Below are 17949 nucleotides of genomic sequence, written 5' to 3'. Positions count from 1 at the left end.
GCGGCGGCCCGGCGGTCGGTCGTGGGGGTCGCGGGGCCGCCTGTCATGTCTTCACCAGTCCCGTTCCGCTGCCGCCGAGTGCCAGGTAGACGTCTTCCAGGCTCGGCGTGGCCAGGGTGAAGTCGTCCAGTGCCGCGAAGGCCGAGCCGCCGGTCACAGCGGCCACGGCGGCGCGTGCCTCGTCGGGCGCCAGGCGCAGCACCCAGCGGCGGCCGGACTCGGCGGCCGAGTCCCGCAGGGCGGCCACCTCGGGGACGTCGAGCGGCGGCCGCTCGCGCCACAACAGGTCGAGCCGGACCTCGTGGGCGACCCGGCTCTTGAGCCCGGAAGGGGTGTCGCAGGCGATGACGCGGCCCTGTTCGAGGACGGCGACCCGGTCGAGGACCGTCTCGGCCTCGATGACGTTGTGGGTGACGAGCAGCACCGTGGTGCCCTCCTCGGCCCGGCGCCGGTCGACGGCGGCCCAGACGGCGCGGCGGGCGACCGGGTCCATGCCGGTGGTGGGCTCGTCCAGGACCAGCAGGGGCCTGCTGCCGACCAGGGCGGTGGCGAAGCAGGCGAGCCGGCGCTGTCCGCCGGAGAGCTTCTTCAGCGGCCGGGAGGCGAGCGGGCCGAGGCCGAGTTCGTCGAGGACGGCGTCACGCTGGGCGCGGGCGGAGGCGGCGTCGAGGCCGCGCAGCCGGGCGGTGGTCTCGGCGGCGAGGGCGACGGTCAGCTCGTCCAGGGCGGTGGACTCCTGGCCGAGGTAGGCGAGGAGCCGGGCGGCCCGCTCGGGGTGGCGGACGACGTCGTGGCCGAGGATGCGGACCGTGCCGGAGTCGGGGCGCATGAGCCCGGTGAGCTGCCGGACGAGGGTGGACTTGCCCGCGCCGTTGGGCCCGAGCAGGCCGAAGATCTCACCGCCCCGCACGTCGAGGTCGATGTGGTCGGTGGCGCGCACCTCCGGGTTCGCGGGGGCGCCGCGTCTGCCCCGGGTCGCCGGATACGTCTTCACGAGGTCCCGCACGACGCAGACGGCTTCCCCCTCGGGGGCGGGTGCGGAGTCCGTGCGGTCCATGCTCACGAGGGACGAGCCTACGGGGTCGCGTTGCCTGCTTTGTGCCCGGGTCCGGGCTGCCGTGTCGGGCGGCGAGCGCTGTCCGGCGGCCCCGGACGGGGCTCGGCGGCGGTGCGCGGCGCTGACCGGCGCGGCGGTGCCGTCAGGTCGGCGGGCGGGCGTGGTCGAGGGGCTGCTGGGCGGCCGGTTCGCCGTTGGCGGGAAGGTCGATCTCGCGCCAGAACCCGGCCCGGATCGCGTACCGGTCGTGTTCGTCGATCTGGTCGTCCTTGTGGGCGAGGAGCCCGAACCGGGCCGCGTAGCGCAGCAGCTCGCCGTCGACGCGGTGCGGGATGCGCGGGTAGAGGGCGGCGAGGCGCGGCAGCAGGGAACGGTCGCCGAGGCGGCCGAGCCAGCGGCGGGCGAAGACCTGGCCGACCTCGAAGGGGTCGCCGCCGACGGTGGTGATGTCCTCCTCGCGGTCGGCCCACCGCTGCTCGGCGGTGGTGAGCTGGGCGAGGGTGGGCAGTACGGTGTCGTCGGGCGAGTCGGCGGCACCGGGGCGTTCGACGAGGCCCTTGTCGGAGGACCAGCGCAGGGTGGCGGTGGCGGGCTGCTCCCTGGCGGGGACGGCCCGGTCGGCGGCGCGCAGGGCGGCCAGGTCCTTGGGGGTGGGGACGGCCCGGGGGTGAGGTGCGCTCGCCGGCGCGGTGCCGTTGGTCCCGGCGGGGGCCGGGGGCTGCTCGGGCTCGGAGTCGCGGGCGGGGCGGGTGGCGGTGTCGGGCAGCGGCGCGGAGAGGATGGCGGCGATCTCGGGGCCGGGGGCGGGCTGGGGGGCGCAGCTCCCGGCGGTGTCGCGGGCGCGGATGGCGCGGGTGATCCAGGCGCGGTCGAGCAGGCGGCGCTCGTCGGCCTCGGCCACCAGGTCCTCGGACTGGTTGTAGTCGCCACCGGCCGCCTGCACGGCCCAGAGGTGGACGGCGACGCCGTGCTCCTTCGCGGCGGTCATACCGGGCAGCAGGTCGCCGTCGCCGGTGACCAGGACGATGTCGGAGCAGGCCTTGTTGCGGGCGAGTTCGGTGAGTTCGGCGTGCATGGCGGCGTCCACGCCCTTCTGGGCCCACCGCCCGTCACTGCGGGTCAGGGCGCCGAGGCGGACGGTGACGCGGGGCATGACGCGCAGCCGGCGGTGCTCGGGCTGGGGGACGCGGTCGGGGGCGCCGTCGAACCAGTAGATGCGCAGCAGCGGCTGGGCCGTCTCGACCTCGGCGCGCTCGCGCAGTTGCCGGACGAGGGTGGCGTGGTCGACGGCGATACGGGAGCGGGAGGGGTCCCCGGCGAGCAGGCTGGCGGCGGCGCCAAGCAAGTATCCGGCGTCCACCAGGACGACGCAGCGGTCCACGCGTACCACCTCATTCCGTCGGTCCCGGGGCGGGCGGGGGCCCGGTGCCGGGTTTCCTTCGAGTCTGCCCGACCCGGTGAGCGTTAACGGCCCGAACTCGATCTTCGGCGTGGCGCATCGGGACCGGGTGGGAGCACCGCCCCACTCACGGACGGTAATTGCCCGAGATGCGCAGAGTGTCGCGCCGTGTGAATCTGGAGTCGGCCCCGGACCCACACCTTTTCGGGAGGCAGATCCCCATGGCCAAGAACAAGAATCGCAAGCAGGGCGGCAGTAGGACCCGCGAGGCGGCGGACACCGCTTCGCAGCAGACGAAGGAGAAGTCGTCCGAGGCGATCTCCTCGATCCAGTCCTCGGCGCAGGGCAGCCCTGCGGACGTGGCGCGCAAGCACCAGCGCAAGTTCGGCCACAACTGATCCGGCGGCCACGGCCCCTGGGGCCGAGCTGACGAGCACGACACAGGAGAGGGGCACACCCGCCGGGCGGGTGTGCCCCTCTCGTGGTGCCGCGGCTCCTGGCCGCCCGGACTCAGCCGGCCAGGCAGGAGGCGCCGAGGAGCACCTTCAGGTCACCGAAGAGCGAGGGGTCGGGCTGGACCCGGTGCCGGTCGAGCCGGAGGACGGTGGTCTTGCGCGGACCCTGGAGCTTGATCCGCACCTCGGAGTTGCCGCGGTGGGAGTCGAGCACCTCGCCGAGGCGGCTGACCATCGGCGGGGTCACCTTGACGGCGGGGATGGTGATGACCACCGGGGCGTTGGTGCCCGCGTTGGACAGGTCGGGGACCTGGAGCTCCATCGCGACCAGCCGCGGGATGTCCTCCCGCTTGTCCAGCCGCCCCTTGACGAAGACGACGGCGTCCTCGACGAGTTGGGTGGAGACGAGCTGGTAGGTGGCGGGGAAGAACATGCACTCGATGGAACCGGCGAGGTCCTCGACGGTGGCGATGGCCCAGGCGTTGCCCTGCTTGGTCATCTTGCGCTGGAGGCCGGAGATGATGCCGCCGACCGTGACGACCGCGCCGTCCCCGAAGTCGCCGCCGGTGAGCTGCCCGATCCCGGCGTCGGCCTTGTCGGAGAGGACGTGCTCCAGACCGAAGAGCGGGTGGTCGGAGACGTAGAGGCCGAGCATCTCGCGCTCCTGGGCGAGGAGGTAGGTCTTGTCCCACTCCTCTTCGGTGAACTCGACGTCGAGCCCGAAACCGGGTTCGTCGGCGCTCTCGTCACCCATGCCGCCGAAGAGGTCGAACTGCCCCTCGGCCTCCTTGCGCTTGACCTGGACCACGTTGTCGATCATCGGCTCGTAGTGCGCGGTGAGGCCCTTGCGGGTGTGGCCGAGCGCGTCGAAGGCGCCGGCCTTGATCAGCGACTCGGTGGTCCGCTTGTTGCACGCCTGGGCCTCGATCTTGTCGAGGTAGTCGGGGAAGGAGGAGAACTTCCCCTTCGCCTTGCGGGCGCGGATGATCGACTCGACCACGTTGGTGCCGACGTTGCGGACCGCTTCGAGGCCGAAGAGGATCACGTCGTCGCTCTGGGCGGCGAAGTTGTGCACCGACTCGTTGACGTCCGGCGGCAGCACCTTGATCTTCATGCGCCGGCACTCGTTCAGGTAGACGGCCGACTTGTCCTTGTCGTCCTTGACCGAGGTGAGCAGCGCCGCCATGTACTCGGCCGGGTAGTTGGCCTTGAGGTAGGCGGTCCAGTAGGTGACCAGGCCGTACGCGGAGGAGTGCGCCTTGTTGAAGGCGTAGCCGGCGAAGGGCACCAGCACGTCCCAGAGGGCCTGGATCGCCTCGTCGGAGAAGCCGTTCTTGCGGGCGCCGGCCTGGAAGAGGACGAAGTTCTTCTCCAGCTCCTCGGGCTTCTTCTTGCCCATCACGCGGCGCAGGATGTCGGCCTCGCCGAGCGAGTACCCGGCGACGATCTGCGCGGCCTTCTGCACCTGCTCCTGGTACACGATGAGGCCGTAGGTGAGCCCCAGGACCTCCTTGAGAGGCTCCTCCAGCTCCGGGTGGATCGGGGTGATCTCCTGCTGGCCGTTCTTGCGCAGGGCGTAGTTGGTGTGCGAGTTCATGCCCATCGGGCCCGGCCGGTACAGGGCCGAGACGGCGGAAATGTCCTCGAAGTTGTCGGGCTTCATCAGCCGCAGCAGGGACCGCATGGGTCCGCCGTCGAACTGGAAGACGCCCAGGGTGTCACCGCGGCAGAGGAGTTCGAAGGTCTTCGGGTCGTCCAGCGGCAGGGCGAGCAGGTCGAGGTCGATGCCCTTGTTGGCCTCCACCATCTTCCGCGCGTCGTCCATGATGGTGAGGTTGCGCAGGCCGAGGAAGTCCATCTTCAGCAGGCCGAGCGACTCGCACTGCGGGTAGTCCCACTGCGTGATGGTGACGCCGTCGGTGTGCCGGGTCCACAGCGGGGCGTGGTCGACGATCGGCTCGCTGGACATGATCACGCCGGCCGCGTGCACACCCATCTGCCGGACCAGGCCCTCGACGCCCTTGGCGGTGTCGATGACCTTCTTCACGTCCGGCTCGTTCTCGTACATCCCCCGGATCTCGCCCGCCTCGCTGTAGCGCGGGTGCTTCGGGTTGGTGATGCCGTCGAGGTCGATGCCCTTGCCGAGGACGTCGGCGGGCATCGCCTTGGTGAGCCGGTCGCCCATCGCGTACGGGTACCCGAGGACGCGGGCCGAGTCCTTGATGGCGTTCTTCGCCTTGATCTTGCCGTACGTGCCGATCATGGCGACCTTGTCGGCGCCGTACTTCTCCGTGACGTACCGGATGACCTCGACGCGCCTGCGCTCGTCGAAGTCGATGTCGACGTCGGGCATGGAGACGCGCTCCGGGTTGAGGAAGCGCTCGAAGATCAGGCCGTGCTCGATCGGGTCGAGGTCGGTGATGCCCATGGCGTACGCGACGATCGAACCTGCGGCGGAGCCTCGGCCGGGGCCGACCGCGATGCCGTTGTTCTTGGCCCACATGATGAAGTCGGCGACGACGAGGAAGTACCCCGGGAACCCCATCTGGATGATGACGTCCATCTCGTACTCGGCCTGCCGCTGGCGGTCCTCGGGGACGCCGGCCGGGAAGCGGCGCGCCATGCCGCGACGGACCTCCTCCTGGAACCAGGTGACCTCGGTGAAGCCGTCCGGGATGTCGAACCTCGGCATCAGGTCGCGCTTCTCGAACATGCCGGTGGTGTCGATCTGCTCGGCGACCAGCAGCGTGTTGCGGCACCCCTCCTGCCAGGCGTCGGAGGAGTCGATGGCGTACATCTCCTCCGTCGACTTCAGGTAGTAGCCCGTGCCGTCGAAGCGGAAGCGGTCCGGGTCGGAGAGGTTCTTGCCGGTCTGGATGCAGAGCAGGGCGTCGTGGGCGACCGACTCGTGGGAGTACGTGTAGTGCGAGTCGTTGGTGACCAGCGGGGGGATGCCGAGCTTCTTGCCGATGTCCAGCAGGCCCTGGCGGACCCGGCGCTCGATCTCGATGCCGTGGTCCATCAGCTCCAGGAAGTACCGGTCCTTGCCGAAGATCTCCTGGTACTCGGCGGCGGCCCGCAGCGCCTCCTCCTCCTGCCCCAGCCGCAGCCGGGTCTGCACCTCGCCGGAGGGGCAGCCGGTGGAGGCGATCAGCCCCTGCGACCACTGCGAGATCGACTCCTTGTCCATCCGGGGCCACTTCTGGAGCCAGCCCTCGGAGTACGCGTCGGAGGAGAGCCTGAAGAGGTTGTGCAGACCGGTGGAGTCGGCCGCCCAGATCGTCTTGTGGGTGTAACCACCGGAACCCGAGACGTCGTCCCGCTTCTGGTGCGGCTGGCCCCACTGGATCTTCCGCTTGGTCCGCCGCGACTCGGGCGCCACGTACGCCTCGATGCCGATGATCGGGATGACCCCGGCCTTCTGGGCGCTGTGGAAGAAGTCGTAGGCGCCGTGGAGGTTGCCGTGGTCGGACATGGCGATGTGCGTCATGCCCATCTCGTTGCACGCGTCGAACATGTCCTTGAGCCGCGCGGCACCGTCCAGCAGCGAGTACTGGGTGTGGACGTGCAGGTGCGTGAAGGGCGGCTTGGACGTGGCGGACACGTGGCCTCCGGGGCGTCGGCGGGATACGGGTTCGGCTCCGGAGTCTACGTGGGGCCGCCGACACCCCGGGGCCCCGTCCACCCCCTCGCCGCCCCCGGCCGCGGCCTCGCCGCCTTGCCCGCGGAACCCGGCCTGACCCGGCCGGCCTCGGACACCGGGACCCCGCCGCCCGGCAGGCGCTGGGCCGACTCTGACCGGCGCGGTCAGGGTCGGCCGGACCGGGACGCGGCCCAGCCACACCCCGGCCCGGCCGGCGTCCGGGGCCATCGGCGGCCGCACGGTCGGGAGGGACCGCGGCCGAACGGCCGCCGGGCCGGCGCCCGAGGCCACCGGGTACGGCACGGCCCCCGGGAGGGACGGCCGGGGAGAGCCCCGCCGGGAACCGGCCCGGCCCCCGGAACGAGGGACGTTTAGGCGCCCCTTACCGGCGGCCGTGGCACACTCGACGGCACAATGGCCTGAGTACCCGCGCGCCCCGGCGCGCCCCCTCCGGACGGAAACGACCCCCAGGTGGACACCCCGATAGCCCAGACAGCGCCGCGCCTCGTGCGCGCGGCGCTGTTCACCGTGCTCGCGGTCACCCTGTCCACCACCTCCCACGTCCTTCTCTCCGGAGCCCCGCTCCCGCTGGTCACCGTGGCCCTGGTGGGGGCGACCGTCTTCGCCCTGGCCTGGTCCCTGGCGTCCCGCGAGCGCGGGTTCGGCCGGATCGCGGCCCTGCTGGTGCCCCTGGAGCTGGCCGCCGACACCGTCTTCACCGCGGGCCAGCACGTCTGCTACGGCACGACGGGCGGCCCGGTCGCGGGCCCCCTGCGCACCGTCGGCGTCGACCTGCTCTGCGGTGGCGGCGCCCTCGGCGCGCCCTTGGCCAGGCTGCTGGGAGCGCCCGCCGAGGCGCCCTCCGCACACCCCCGGCCCGAGCTGGCCTGGCTGCTGCTCGGGGCACACGTCGGCGTCGGCCTGCTGGCCGCCGCCTGGCTGCGGTACGGCGAGCGGGCCCTGGCCCAGGTGCTGCGGGCCGCCGCCGCGCAGGCGTTCCGCCCGCTCGGGCTGGCCGTGGCGCGGGTCCCGGCGCCGCCGGCGCCCGGTTCCGGCCGGGTGGGGCCCGAGACGGGCCCGGCCGGACGCCCGGCGCTGCTCATCGCGCACTGCGTGGGCCGCCGGGGCCCTCCGGCCGGTCCCCTCCCCGTCTGACGCCGGCCCTTCCGGGCCATGGCGCGACGGGGCTCCCACCGGCCATGATCCGGTCACCCCCATAGCCACGTCCCACACGGAGAGCACACCCATGAGCAAGCGGAACAGCCAGGCGGCGAAGAGCGCGGCGCGCGAGCGGCTGCGGATCGAGCGCGAGAAGCAGGCCAAGAGGGACAAGATGCGGCGCCAGTTGATCGTCGCCGGTTCGGTCGTCGGTGTCCTGGCGATAGCCGGCGGCGTCGGTTTCGCCGTGGTCAAGGCCAACGAGCCGGGCCCCTGGGAGAAGGCGGCCGACCAGAAGCTGGTCAAGCCCGCCAACACCGCCGGCGCCCGGGGCACCACCGTCGTCATCGGCAAGGACGACGCCCCCAAGACGCTGAAGATCTACGAGGACCCGCGCTGCCCCGTCTGCGCCTCCTTCGAGCAGAACATCGGCGAGACCATCGACCAGGACCTCAAGGACGGCAAGTACAAGCTCCAGTTCGTGGGCGCCTCCTTCCTCGACCGGGGTCTCGGCGGGGAGGGGTCCAAGAACGCCCTGAGCGCGCTGGGCGCCGCGCTGAACGTCAGCGACGAGGCGTTCATGGCGTACAAGGCCGCGCTCTTCTCGGTGGAGAACCACCCCGAGGAGTCGAAGGACGAGTTCGCCAAGGACAGCCGGCTGCTGGAGATCGCCAACCAGGTGCCGGAGCTGAAGGGCAACAGCGCCTTCAAGAAGGACGTGGAGGACGGCACCTACGACAAGTGGGCGCTGGAGATGTCGAAGGTCTTCGACGACAACAAGGACGACGTCAAGGGCACCCCGTCGCTGGTCATGGACGGAAAGAAGATCACCGCCGAGGGCAGCGACAACGCGCCGCAGACCCCCGAGCAGTTCAACGCCGCCGTCGACAAGGCGCTGAAGGGCTGATCCGGCCGCCTGCGCGCCGGGGGCGGGGCCCGCCCCCGGCGCGCAGGCGACTTCCGGCCGACGAGCGGGCGAACTCTCCCCACGCGGCTGGTCTTGGCGTGTACGGGACAGCGAAGCACGTCTACGGTACTCAGCCGTGACCAGTCGAAGCGAGCACCACCAGACCCCCGGCGCCCCCAGCCGCCGCACCGTCGTCAAGGCCGCGGCGGCCACGGGCGCCCTGCTGCCGCTGGCCGCGGCCACCACCGCCACCGCGGCGGCGACCCCGCGGTTCCTGCACGGCGTGGCCTCCGGCGACCCGCTGCCCGACGGCGTCCTGCTGTGGACCCGGGTCACCCCGACCGAGGAGGCGCGGCCCGGCTCCGGCGCGGGCCCGGACACCGAGGTCGGCTGGGAGGTCGCCGCCGACGCCGCCTTCTCCTCGGTCGTGGCGCGCGGCACCGTCACGGCCCGCGCCGCCACCGACCACACGGTCAAGGCCGACGTGCGCGGCCTGGCCCCCGCCACCGGTTACTGGTTCCGCTTCACCGCCGGCCCGGCCGTCTCCCCGGCCGGCCGCACCCGCACCGCCCCCGCCGCCGGCGCCACCCCCGCCGGGCTGCGGTTCGGTGTCGTCTCCTGCGCCAACTGGGAGGCGGGCTGGTTCTCCGCCTACCGCCACCTCGCGGCCCGCGGCGACCTGGACGCCGTCCTGCACCTGGGCGACTACCTCTACGAGTACGCGACCGGCGTCTACCCGGCGCGCCCCGTCCGCCCGCACCGCCCGGCGCACGAGATCACCACCCTCGCCGACTACCGGCTGCGCCACGCCACCTACAAGACCGACCCCGACCTGGCCGCGCTGCACGCCCGGCACCCGGTCATCGCCATCTGGGACGACCACGAGTTCGCCAACGACGCGTGGTCGGGCGGGGCGGAGAACCACACGCCCGGCGCCGAGGGCGCGTGGAGTGCGCGGGCGGCGGCCGCCCGGCAGGCGTACTTCGAGTGGATGCCGGTCCGCGCCTCCACCGAGGGCACCGTCTTCCGGCGGCTGCGCTTCGGCGACCTCGCCGACCTGCACCTGCTGGACCTGCGTTCCTTCCGTTCCGAGCAGGTCTCCCTCGGCGACGGCGCGGTCGACTCGCCGGACCGCACCATCACCGGGCGCGCCCAGCTCGACTGGCTGAAGGCAGGGCTCTCCGGTTCGCGGGCCGCCTGGCAGCTGGTCGGCACCTCGGTGATGATCTCGCCGGTCGCCTTCGGCTCCGTCCCGGCCCATCTGCTGAAGCCGCTCGCCGAACTCCTCGGCCTGCCCTCCCAGGGCCTGGCCGTCAACGTCGACCAGTGGGACGGCTACACCGCCGACCGCACCGAACTGATCCGGCACCTGCGCGCCGCCGGCATCCGCGACACCGTCTTCCTCACCGGCGACATCCACATGGCGTGGGCCAACGACGTGCCGGTGACCGCGGCGACGTACCCGCTCTCGGAGTCGGCGGCCACCGAGTTCGTCGTCACCTCGGTCACCTCCGACAACCTCGACGACCTGCTCCACGTCGCTCCGGGCACCCTCTCCACGGTGGCGGAGGGCGCGGTGAAGGCCGCCAACCGGCACGTGAGGTGGCTCGACATGGACGGGCACGGGTTCGGCGTCCTCGACGTGACGGCCGAACGCTCCCAGATGGACTACTACCTGCTCTCCGACCGGTCCGACCAGGACGCCACCGTCTCCTGGCTCCGCTCGTACCGCACCCGGCGCGGCACCCAGCGGGTGGAGCGGGCGGACGCACCGGTCGCCTGACCGGCGGGCCCGCCGGTTCCCGCCCCCTTACGGAATGTGACGTTCCGTAAGGGGGCCGGTACCGCCGTTCCCCGTGCTCTATACGCTGTGCCCATGAGTGCACCGGGGGAGATGATCGGCGGCCGTTTCACCTTGCTGGGCCCGCTCGGCAGCGGCGGCATGGGGACGGTCTGGCGGGCCCGGGACGAGGTGCTCCACCGCGAGGTGGCCCTCAAGGAGGTCCGGCCGCCCGACCCGGCGCTCACCGGACCCGAGGCCGCCGCCACCCTGCGCGAGCGCGTGCTGCGCGAGGCCCGCGCGCTGGCCCGGCTCAGCCACCCGCACGTCGTCACCGTCCACCAGACCGTGGACGCCGGGGCGGGGACGCACCCGTGGATCGTGATGGAGCTGGTCCCCGGCGAGAGCCTCGCCGACCGGCTCCAGCGCGGCCCGCTCCTCCCCCGGGAGGCGGCCGTGCTCGGCCGGCAGATCCTGGCCGCGCTGCGGGCCGCGCACGCCGCGGGCATCCAGCACCGGGACGTGAAGCCCGCCAACATCCTGCTCCGCGCCGACCCCGGCGTGCCCGGGCCGCCCAGCGCCGTCCTCACCGACTTCGGCATCGCCGCGCTCCAGGGCTCCACCGCGCTGACCGCCACCGGCGACCTCATCGGCTCACCCGAGTACATCGCCCCCGAACGCGTCCGCGGCCGCGACGCCCCCGCCTCCGACCTGTGGTCCCTGGGCCTGGTCCTCTACGTCGCCGTGGAGGGGCACAGCCCGCTGCGCCGGGCCACCACGCTCGCCACCCTGGCCGCCGTGCTCGACGAGCCGGTGCCGCCCCCGGTCCGCTCCGGCCCGCTGGCCGCCGTCCTCGGCGCTCTGCTGGTCCGCGACCCCGAGGCCCGCCCCGACGCCGCCACCCTGGACCGCCTCCTCGCCGAGGCCGCCTCGGGCAACGCGCCCTCCTGGGCCGAGCCGACCGTCTCCGGTGCGCGTCCGGCCCCGCCCGCACCCGCCGGCGCCCCGGGCACTCCCCCGCCGGGCGCCCCGGCGCCCGCGCCGTACCGGCCGCCGCACCCCACGCCCACCACCGCGGTCGTTCCGCCCCGCCGCCCCACGGGGGCTCTGGTCGCGGCCGCCGCGGCGCTGGTCGCGGTGGCGGTCGCCGCCACCGCCCTGCTCCTCGGCCCCTGGCGCAACGACGACCTGGCCGAGCCCGGCCCGGGCCCCGCACCGACCGCCACCGGGGACCCGGCCGGCGACGGAGCCGGCAAGCCCTCCCCCGACGCGGGCCGCAGCACCGGCACGGACCCCGACGACGACGGGGAGGACGGCACCGGCGGGACCGACGAGGACCCCGGAGCCGGCCCGTCGCCCTCGGCCGCCTCCCGGCCCCCGTCCGCCGGCTCGTGGATCGCCCAGCTCTTCTCCGAACCGGTCTCCACCGGCACCGCCACCCGCGACCGCCGCCTGGCCGCCGTACGCGCCGAGGTGCCCGAGGCGCGCTACCTGCGCAGCGACGACTACGCCTCGCTCCGCCCCGGCTACTGGGTCTTCTACGTCCCCGGCCCGTTCGAGGACGGCCGCGCGGCCCTGCGGTTCTGCGCCGAGAAGGGCCGGACCAGCGGGAACGAGTGCGTGGGCCGCTACCTCAGCGACGACCGGGGCGACGCCGACGCCATCTGCCATCCTCCGGCGGGCTCTGCGAAGGGACGGTGCACACGGTCGTGACCGGCTGGGGTCAGAGCGAGTCGAGGAACCCCTGGACCGTCCGCCAGGTGGCCTCGGCCGCCTCGGGGTCGTGGTCCGGAAGGTCCGGGTCGGTGTACAGGTGCCCGGCGCCCGGATAGCGGTAGACCTCCACGTCGGCTCCGGCCCGCCGCATCCGCAGGTACCACGCGTTGAGCCAGTCGTGCGGCTCGAAGGGGTCGTTCTCGGTGACGTGCAACTGGACGGGCAGGTCCTCGGCGTCGGCGTCGTCCGCCAGGTCGGAGGTGCCGGAGAACAGGACCAGGCCGCGCGCCTTCTCGTCGGCGAGGGCGAGGTTCTGCGCGATGGCGCCGCCCAGCGAGAACCCGGCGTAGACCAGGCCCTTGTCCGAGTGCGGTGCCGCGGCCCGCACGGCCCGCTTCAGCAGCTCGTCCGTACCGATCTCGTCCCGCAGCGCCAGCCCCTCCTCCATGTCCGCGGGGCTCAGGCCCTCGAACAGGTCGGGCACATGCACCTGGTGCCCGGCTTCCCGCAGCCGCTCAGCCGCCTGCTCCAGCGCAGGCCGCACCCCGTACACGGAGTGGATCAGCAAAATCTCCATACCCGTCATCCTCCCACCCCGCCGGCCCCGACCCCACCGGGCGGCGCCCCGCCCGACGGCCGGTCGCCCCCTCCCGGCCGGCGACTCGCGCCCCGGCAGGGCACGCCGAGCCGTCAGCGGCAGGCCGGAGTCCCCGCGTCAGCCCGCCGTGCCCCGCCCGGCCGGCGCTGGAGGCCCCCAACGGCAGCCCGGTCAGGGCCGTACCCGGCGCGAGGCCCGGGCCGGGCCCGGCCCGGCCGCCCGGCTCAGCGAAGGCTCCGTACGTCGAGCTGCCGCAGCACCCGGTCGACCACCTCGGGGTCGGCCCCGGGCTCGTTGCGCGCCGACAACACCTCGTGCCGCGCGGCGGACATCATCTCCCGCTGGACCCGCGACATCGCGGCCACCCGCTCGGCGCGCTGCACCCACCACTCGCGCCGCTCCTCGTCGAGCAGGTCCGGGCTGATCCGGACCCCGATGTCCAGGGCGCCGCGTTGCAGCCGCTCGCTGATGTCCTCGGGCAGTTCCTCGGTGGCCTCGATCTCCTTGAGCCGCCGTCGGGCGGCCTTGGCGGCCCGGACCGCCAGGTCGTGCTCCAGCTTGTGCTCGGCGTCGGTGTCGGCCTTGACCCCGAGCCTGCGCACCAGCCACGGCAGGGTCAGCCCCTGCACCAGCAGGGTCGCCATGATCACGCAGAAGGCGATGAAGATGATCTCGTCGCGGGCCGGGAACGGCTTCCCGTCGTCGGTGGTGAGCGGGATGGCGAGGGCCAGCGCGACGGAGGCCACCCCGCGCATCCCCGACCACCACATGACGACGGTCTCGCGCCAGGAGGTGGGGATCTCCTCGTTCTCGTCGCGCAGGCCGTGCATCTTCTGGGCGAGCCAGGTGGTCGGCAGCAGCCAGAGCAGCCGCACGCCGACGACGACGGCGACGATGACCACGCCCCAGCCGATCATCTGCCCCTCGCGGCCCTCGGCGGCCCGGATGACCGTGTGCAGCTCCAGGCCGATGAGGCCGAAGGCGATGCCGGTGACGAGGGTGTCGACCACGTGCCAGAAGGTCTGCCCGGTGATGCGCCCCAGCACGTCGTCGGCGTCGAGGGCGGTCCCCGCCAGCAGGAGCGCGGTGGTGAGGACGGCGAGGACGCCGGAGCCGTGCAGCTCCTCGGCGAGGATGTAGCTGGCGAACGGCACGAGCAGGGTGAGCCCGGTCTGGAGCGTGGCGTCGCCCAGCATCGACATGGCCTTCTTGCTGATCCAGCCGAGTGCCAGGCCGACCGCGACGGCGACGGCCGCCGACAGGAAGAACTGGGCGACGGCCCCGCCCCAGGAGAAGCTCCCGGTGATCGCCGCGGCGATGGCCACGTGGTAGAGCACGATGGCGGTGACGTCGTTGAACAGCCCCTCGCCCTCCAGCACGGAGACCAGGCGCCGGGGCAGCCCGAGCTGTCCGGCGACGGCGGTCGCGGCGACCGGGTCGGGCGGCGCGACCAGCGCGCCGAGCGCCACGGCGGCGGCCAGCGGCAGCCCCGGGACAATGGCGTTGGCGACGCCCGCCACGGCGGCGGTGGTGACGAAGACCAGCGCGACGGCCAGCAGCAGGATGGGCCGGTAGTTGGCGGTGAACTGCCGCCAGGAGGTCCGTTGCACCGCCGCGTACAGCAGGGGTGGCAGGACCAGCGGGAGGATGTACTGCGGTGGCACGTTGACGTTGGGGACGAACGGCAGCAGCGCGAGGACGATCCCGCCGAGGGTCATCAGCACGGGGGCGGGCAGCCCCAGCCGATCCCCCAGCGGCACCGTGATCACGGCGCCGAGCAGGAGCAGGAGCAGCAGCGCCAACTGGTCCACAGGGTGGCCTCCGGCAAGGTCGGTACGTCAGGAAAACGACCCCACTCTGCCACGCCGCCGCCCCGCCGCACCGCGCGACCCCCTGCCCGGAGAGGGTCCGCCGCTGGTCAGAGCCGCGGAGCGGGCGCCTCCAGCTCCCGGCGCATCGCCCGGTGCGGGATACCCGCGTCCTCGAACTCCGGTCCGTACGCCTGGTATCCCAGCCGCTCGTAGAAGCCGAGGGCGTGGGTCTGGGCGTGCAGGTCGACCGCGCGCAGCCCGAGCCCCGCCGCCGCCCGCTCCAGTCCCCGCACCAGGGCCACGCCGACGCCGAGTCCCCGCGCGGCCCGGCGGACGGCGAGCCGCCCGAGGGAACCCGTGCCCGGGTCGCCGCCGGTCACCCCGGCCGCCGCGGGTCCGTGCAGCAGCCGGCCGGTGCCGAGCGGTCCGTCGGGGCCCTCGGCGAGGACGTGCACGGTGTCGCTGTCCGTGGCGTCGAAGGTGTCGTACTCGATGGCCTCGTCGACGCCCTGCTCGGCGACGAAGACCTCCTTGCGGACCGCGAAGCACGCCTCGCGGTCGGCGGGGCCCTCGGCGGTGCGGACGCGCACGCCGGAGGGGGCGGGCCGGCTCATGCGCGGACCTCCTTCGGACGCAAGGCGGGGGCGGTCAGGCACCGCTCTCCGCGCGCACCGTGTCCAGTGCGTGCCGGAGGTCGGCCGGGTACTCACTGGCGTACTCCACCCAGCCGCCGTCGGCGGGGTGCTCGAAGCCGAGCCGTACCGCGTGCAGCCACTGCCGGGTCAGGCCGAGCCGCTTGGCGAGGGTGGGGTCGGCGCCGTAGGTGAGGTCGCCGGCGCAGGGGTGGCGGTGGGCCGACATGTGGACGCGGATCTGGTGGGTGCGGCCGGTCTCCAGCTTGATGTCGAGCAGGGAGGCGGCGCGGTACGCCTCGATCAGGTCGTAGTGGGTCACCGAGGGCTTGCCCTCGGCGGTGACGGCCCACTTGTAGTCGTGCTGGGGGTGGCGGCCGATGGGGGCGTCGATGGTGCCGCTCATCGGGTCGGGGTGGCCCTGGACGAGCGCGTGGTAGCGCTTGTCGACGGTCCGCTCGCGGAACTGCTGCTTCAGCAGCGTGTAGGCCCGCTCGGACTTGGCGACCACCATCAGCCCCGAGGTGCCGACGTCGAGGCGGTGGACGATGCCCTGGCGCTCGGCGGCGCCGGAGGTGGAGATGCGGTAGCCGGCGGCGGCGAGGCCGCCGATGACGGTGGTGCCGGTCCAGCCGGGGCTGGGGTGCGCGGCGACGCCGACCGGCTTGACGATGACGACGATGTCGTCGTCGTCGTGGACGATCTCCATGCCCTGGACGGGCTCGGCGACGACCTGCACGGGGGCGGGGGCGGCCGGCATCTCGACCTCCAGCCAGGCGCCGCCGTGCACGCGCTCCGACTTCCCCACCGCGGCGCCGTCGACCAGCACCTTGCCTGCTGCGGCCAGCTCGGCGGCCTTGGTGCGGGAGAAGCCGAACATCCGGGAGATGGCGGCGTCGACGCGCTCGCCCTCCAGGCCGTCCGGCACGGGCAGGGTGCGGATCTCGGGAATCGTGCTCACCCGTCGAGTATGCCGGACGGCGGCGGCGCGCCGGACGCCGCCGTCGGACAGGGCGCGACGGCGGCGGGACGGACCGGGTCCCCTCAGTCCTTGTGGACGGTGCCGTCCGGGTCGAGGCCGCGGAAGGAGAGGATCACGATCAGGATGCCGCCGCAGACGATGGCGGAGTCGGCGAGGTTGAAGACCGCGAAGTTCTTCGGCGCGAGGAAGTCCACGACGGCACCCTCGAAGACGCCGGGGGCGCGGAAGACGCGGTCGGTGAGGTTGCCGAGGGCGCCGCCGAGCAGCAGTCCGAGCGCGATGGCCCAGGGCAGGCTGTACAGCTTGCGGGCCAGCCGGGCGATGACGACGATCACGGAGGCGGCGATCACCGTGAAGATGACGGTGAACGCCTCCCCGAAGCCGAAGGCGGCGCCGGCGTTGCGGATGACCCGCAGTTCGAACCAGTCGCCGAGCACCTGGATCGGCGCGTGGTGCTCCAGCTCCGCCACCACCAGCAGCTTGCTGCCGAGGTCCAGCAGGTAGGCGACGACGGCGACGGCGAAGAGCACGGCGATCCGGCGCGGCCCGCGCGCGACGGCGGGGGTGGCCCCGCTCTGCCCGTCCTCGGCCGGCTCCGGCGGTTCGGCGGGCTCCGGCTCGCGCGCTTCAGGGGTGCTGGGCATACCGATGATGCGCTCCGCCTCTGCCACGTGTGTCCCTCGACGATGGGATGGATGCCCCGAGGGTACGACACCGAGGCTCCCGTCCGGACGCGTGTACGCCCCCGGAGCAGCGCCCGGGCGCGTACGCCGCCGGAGTGCGCCCCCGGCGGCGGGGCCGGGCCGGGGCGTCTCAGCCCCGGCGCTCCTGCTTCTGCTTGCAGTCGACGCAGAGCGTGGCCCGCGGGAACGCCTGGAGGCGGGCCTTGCCGATCGGATTGCCGCAGTTCTCACAGCTTCCGTAGGTGCCCTCGTCGAGCCGGACCAGGGCCTGCTCGGTCTGGCGGAGCATCTCGCGGGCGTTGGCGGCCAGCGACAGCTCGTGCTCGCGGGTGATGTTCTTGGTACCGGTGTCGGCCTCGTCGTCCCCGGCCCCGCCGCCACTGTCCCGCATCAGCCCGGCCAGAGCCTGACCGGACGCGTCGATCTCGGCGCGGATGCGCTCGGCGTCGGCGCGCAGGCCCGCGCGGGCCTCCTCGGCCTCGGCCTCGGTCCAGGGGTCCTCCCCGGGCCGGACCGCCAGAGCCTCGGCCCCGGCGTGCGCCTGCGCCCCCGGCCCGGCCTCCTGTGCCGTACCCGTCTTCTTCGCCACCACGGAGCCGGCCTCCTGCGTCTCGTCGGCCGACGCCGGGGCGGCGGCCCTCCTGCCCGGGGACACGGCCGTCCTCTCCGGGGTCCTGCCCGCGGCGCCCTCGCCCGCGTTCGCACCGGCGTGCGCCGGGTCGGCGCCGCGTTCCGGCACCGTCGTCTCCGTCGCCATCCAGACGGCCCCTTCACCCGGTGTGACCTGCTCGCACGTCGTGCTGGGACGATAAATCGACTTCCGGCGGACGGCAACGGGGCACGCCGCCCTGCACCCGTCCCATCGGACGCCGTTCGGCGCCCGCACTCCTTTGTGCCCCCGGCACCGGCCGAATATGCCCCCGGAGACCCGTACGGCTCCCCGTGGCCCCCGGCGAAACCCGGTCGGCCGGGCCGTCCGGGCGCCGTACACTGGCCGGAGCGAGAAGCGACGATGGGGACGAGTAGCGTCGTCAGCGGCCGTGAGCGACCCGGGGACGGTGGAAGCCCGGGGGCCCGCCCGACGTGAAGATCACCCCGGAGCCGCCGGAGGAAAGCCCGGGCTGGGTG

General features: G+C 73.6%; 14 protein-coding genes. 5 read left to right on the top strand and 9 right to left on the bottom strand.

Annotation, left to right across the window (positions count from 1 at the left end; genetic code table 11):
- Positions 1–43 precede the first annotated feature (43 nt).
- Both Sdia_RS11210 and Sdia_RS11205 read right to left on the bottom strand, forming a co-directional pair.
- Entirely contained in the window at positions 44–1057 is a 1014-nt protein-coding gene (locus Sdia_RS11210) for an ABC transporter ATP-binding protein (protein WP_100453105.1), read from the bottom strand.
- Positions 1058–1199: 142 nt separating this feature from the next.
- Positions 1200–2438: an NYN domain-containing protein gene (locus tag Sdia_RS11205; RefSeq protein ID WP_189499972.1), complete on the bottom strand. Its 1239-nt coding sequence runs from the start codon at positions 2436–2438 to the stop codon at positions 1200–1202.
- Between the two features lie 239 nt (positions 2439–2677).
- Between Sdia_RS11205 and Sdia_RS11200 the strand changes: the two genes are divergently transcribed.
- Entirely contained in the window at positions 2678–2854 is a 177-nt protein-coding gene (locus Sdia_RS11200; RefSeq protein ID WP_164494909.1) for a hypothetical protein, read from the top strand.
- A 112-nt stretch (positions 2855–2966) separates the two neighbouring features.
- Here the strand turns inward: Sdia_RS11200 and dnaE are convergent, their stop codons facing one another.
- Positions 2967–6515: a DNA polymerase III subunit alpha gene (gene dnaE / locus Sdia_RS11195; RefSeq protein ID WP_189499971.1), complete on the bottom strand. Its 3549-nt coding sequence runs from the start codon at positions 6513–6515 to the stop codon at positions 2967–2969.
- Between the two features lie 510 nt (positions 6516–7025).
- Here dnaE and Sdia_RS11190 point away from each other — a divergent pair.
- The 4 genes from Sdia_RS11190 (at position 7026) to Sdia_RS11175 (ending at position 12112) form a co-directional block, all read left to right on the top strand.
- Entirely contained in the window at positions 7026–7709 is a 684-nt protein-coding gene (locus Sdia_RS11190; RefSeq protein ID WP_100453102.1) for a hypothetical protein, read from the top strand.
- Positions 7710–7800: 91 nt separating this feature from the next.
- Positions 7801–8619: a thioredoxin domain-containing protein gene (locus Sdia_RS11185; protein ID WP_100453101.1), complete on the top strand. Its 819-nt coding sequence runs from the start codon at positions 7801–7803 to the stop codon at positions 8617–8619.
- A gap of 136 nt (positions 8620–8755) precedes the next feature.
- Positions 8756–10402: an alkaline phosphatase D family protein gene (locus tag Sdia_RS11180; protein WP_100453100.1), complete on the top strand. Its 1647-nt coding sequence runs from the start codon at positions 8756–8758 to the stop codon at positions 10400–10402.
- A gap of 93 nt (positions 10403–10495) precedes the next feature.
- Positions 10496–12112, top strand: coding sequence for a serine/threonine-protein kinase (locus Sdia_RS11175; protein ID WP_189499970.1), 1617 nt, complete (start codon positions 10496–10498; stop codon positions 12110–12112).
- A gap of 10 nt (positions 12113–12122) precedes the next feature.
- Here Sdia_RS11175 and Sdia_RS11170 read toward each other — a convergent pair whose 3' ends face one another.
- The 6 genes from Sdia_RS11170 to Sdia_RS11145 form a co-directional block, all read right to left on the bottom strand.
- A complete protein-coding gene (locus Sdia_RS11170) occupies positions 12123–12692 on the bottom strand; it encodes a dienelactone hydrolase family protein (RefSeq protein ID WP_100453098.1) in 570 nt (189 codons plus the stop codon).
- 245 nt (positions 12693–12937) lie between these two features.
- Positions 12938–14524 (bottom strand): Na+/H+ antiporter, encoded by a 1587-nt coding sequence (locus Sdia_RS11165; protein WP_100453097.1) that lies wholly within the window; start codon positions 14522–14524, stop codon positions 12938–12940.
- Positions 14525–14631: 107 nt separating this feature from the next.
- Complete coding sequence (locus Sdia_RS11160) at positions 14632–15138, bottom strand: GNAT family N-acetyltransferase (RefSeq protein WP_100453096.1); 507 nt, start codon at positions 15136–15138, stop codon at positions 14632–14634.
- 34 nt (positions 15139–15172) lie between these two features.
- On the bottom strand, positions 15173–16117 hold the full coding sequence (locus tag Sdia_RS11155; protein ID WP_100453095.1) for an RluA family pseudouridine synthase: 945 nt from the start codon (positions 16115–16117) through the stop codon (positions 15173–15175).
- Between the two features lie 83 nt (positions 16118–16200).
- Positions 16201–16809 (bottom strand): signal peptidase II, encoded by a 609-nt coding sequence (gene lspA, locus Sdia_RS11150; protein ID WP_100453094.1) that lies wholly within the window; start codon positions 16807–16809, stop codon positions 16201–16203.
- Positions 16810–16951: 142 nt separating this feature from the next.
- Complete coding sequence (locus Sdia_RS11145) at positions 16952–17578, bottom strand: TraR/DksA family transcriptional regulator (RefSeq protein ID WP_207205713.1); 627 nt, start codon at positions 17576–17578, stop codon at positions 16952–16954.
- Positions 17579–17949: the final 371 nt, after the last annotated feature.

It is taken from the genome of Streptomyces diastaticus subsp. diastaticus, from assembly GCF_011170125.1.
GTDB lineage: Bacteria > Actinomycetota > Actinomycetes > Streptomycetales > Streptomycetaceae > Streptomyces > Streptomyces diastaticus.
The sequence above is the reverse complement of the archived record's forward strand: the minus strand, read 5'-3'. Positions and strand labels throughout refer to the sequence as shown.